The 1879-nt window shown below is 66.5% G+C and carries 4 protein-coding genes; 1 reads left to right on the top strand and 3 read right to left on the bottom strand.

Annotated features, from left to right (window positions below; genetic code table 11):
• From LQV45_RS29045 to LQV45_RS29035, 3 genes are all read right to left on the bottom strand, one after another.
• Positions 1-71, bottom strand: a 71-nt coding sequence (locus LQV45_RS29045) for a 30S ribosomal protein bS22 (RefSeq protein WP_230010490.1), incomplete at its 3' end; no start/stop codon positions are given.
• Between the two features lie 83 nt (positions 72-154).
• Positions 155-346 (bottom strand): helix-turn-helix domain-containing protein, encoded by a 192-nt coding sequence (locus tag LQV45_RS29040; RefSeq protein WP_230010487.1) that lies wholly within the window; start codon positions 344-346, stop codon positions 155-157.
• A gap of 140 nt (positions 347-486) precedes the next feature.
• On the bottom strand, positions 487-882 hold the full coding sequence (locus LQV45_RS29035) for a helix-turn-helix transcriptional regulator (protein ID WP_128217573.1): 396 nt from the start codon (positions 880-882) through the stop codon (positions 487-489).
• A 95-nt stretch (positions 883-977) separates the two neighbouring features.
• Between LQV45_RS29035 and LQV45_RS29030 the strand changes: the two genes are divergently transcribed.
• The coding region (locus LQV45_RS29030) for a potassium transporter TrkG (RefSeq protein ID WP_290370346.1) at positions 978-1879 on the top strand (902 nt) is incomplete at its 3' end.

Raw genomic sequence — 1879 nt, 5'->3', positions numbered from 1 at the left:
GTCTTGCGAAGCAGCTTGCGGTGCTTCTTCTTCGCCATGCGCTTACGGCGCTTCTTGATGACAGAACCCACGGAAAACCTCACTAAGTCGGGGTCTGGGTGCCGATGTCGGCTCCCGGGAACGGGCAGGCGTTGTAAAAAGGCCTCGGATCAGTCTAACCGACGTCGGACGCCGGACGCTGCACAGCTTCCGCGACCGCCGATTCCGGCACCCGATAGCTGCGTCCGAACCGGACGGCCGGCAGTTCTCCGGCGTGCACGAGACGGTAGACGGTCATCTTCGAGACCCGCATCAATTCGGCGACCTCGGCGACCGTCAGGAAACGCACGTCGGGCAGCTCTGCCATCGATCACCCTCCGCACGGGTGACCTTCACCCTCTGATGTGGGAGACACTCTAGGGTCTGCCCGCGACGGCTGTAAACCTATGGGGCTTCTGTGACGGATGTGAGATGCGGATGCCGCGTTCCCGCGGCTCCGGGCCCGCCTCAGCGCCCCGGCAGCTTGCGGAACGCAGAGGCGACCGAGTGCTTGACCGAGGCGGCGGCACGCCCCACGACCTCGGCGGCATGAACCGCCGACTCGGGCAGAGCGGGTTCGTTCTCGACGTCGACCGAGAAGAACGGCACGAGCCAGTCGTCGACCTCGTCGAGAGGGGCGACGGCGAGGCTGTAATAGCGGTGCTGCCCCTCCTCGCGGACCGAGACCAGTTCGGCCTCGCGCAGCACCTTCAAGTGCTTCGACACGGTCGGCTGGCTCACCCCCAGTGCGTGCACGATCTGCGAGACGCTCGTGCCCCGCTCGCCGCCCGTCGCTCGATCCAGGAGCAGCTGAAGGATGTCGCGACGCGTGCCGTCAGCGATCACGTCGAAGATGTCCGCCATGGCATTAGGTTAGCCGCGAGCCCGCCCGAGTACCATGATCCTGGTTCCGGCCGCGAAGGGAGTCACGCATGGCGGCGACGCCCGACGAGGTGCGTATGTCGGTGCGGGTACGCCGCATCGCGTTCCGCGCATGGGACGGACTGCGCGATTTGACCACCGCCTCGCCGGCACGTTTCGCGGTGCTGGTCTTCGTCATCCTCATCCTGCTGTTCACCGCGCTCTTCTCCCTCCCCGCCGCGTCCGCCGACGGCAGGCGCGCCCCGCTCGCGGATGCGCTGTTCACCGCGGTGTCCACGATCTGCGTCACGGGCCTGTCGACGGTCAACATGTACAGCGACTGGTCTCCGCTGGGCCGCGTGATCACGTACGTCGGCGTCAACGTCGGGGCCCTCGGCGTGCTCACCCTGGCGTCGATCCTCGGCCTGGTCATCTCCAAGCGCCTGGGACTGCGCGCCAAGCTCATCGCCGCCGGCGACAGCAATCCTCTGCGCGCGCACGGCGGCCCGGTCAACGAGGGGCAGACCATCCGCCTGGGCGAAGTGGGTCAGCTGCTGCGCACCGTCGCACTGTCGACCCTGGTCATCGAAGCCGGTCTCGCCGTCCTCATCTATCCGTCGCTCGTCATCGGGGGGATCGACCCGCTCGTGGCGCTGTGGGAGGCGCCGTACTACGCGGCGATGTCCTTCACGAACACCGGGTTCGTGCCCAACGCCGAAGGTCTGGCCCCATTCGCGCAGGACTACTTCCTGCTGACCGTGCTCATGATCGGCGTCTTCCTCGGGTCGATCGGCTTCCCCGTGATCTTCACGCTGTGGCGGCACTGGTGGCGGTTCCGGTTGTGGTCGCTGCACGCGAAGCTGACGATCATCACGACCGTCGTCCTGTTCTTCGCCGGCGCCGGGGTCATTCTGCTGCTGGAATACGACAACCACCTCACCTTCGGGAGCATGGACGCGTGGGACACCACGTTCCAGGCCTTCTTCCTCTCGGCCATGAC

The organism is Microbacterium sp. Bi128, assembly GCF_918698205.1.
The sequence above is the reverse complement of the archived record's forward strand: the minus strand, read 5'-3'. Positions and strand labels throughout refer to the sequence as shown.

Coding starts and splice junctions, on each gene's coding strand:
- LQV45_RS29040 (WP_230010487.1), bottom strand. CDS start 346: ATGGCAGAGCTGCCCGACGTGCGTTTCCTGACGGTCGCCGAGGTCGCC.
- LQV45_RS29035 (WP_128217573.1), bottom strand. CDS start 882: ATGGCGGACATCTTCGACGTGATCGCTGACGGCACGCGTCGCGACATC.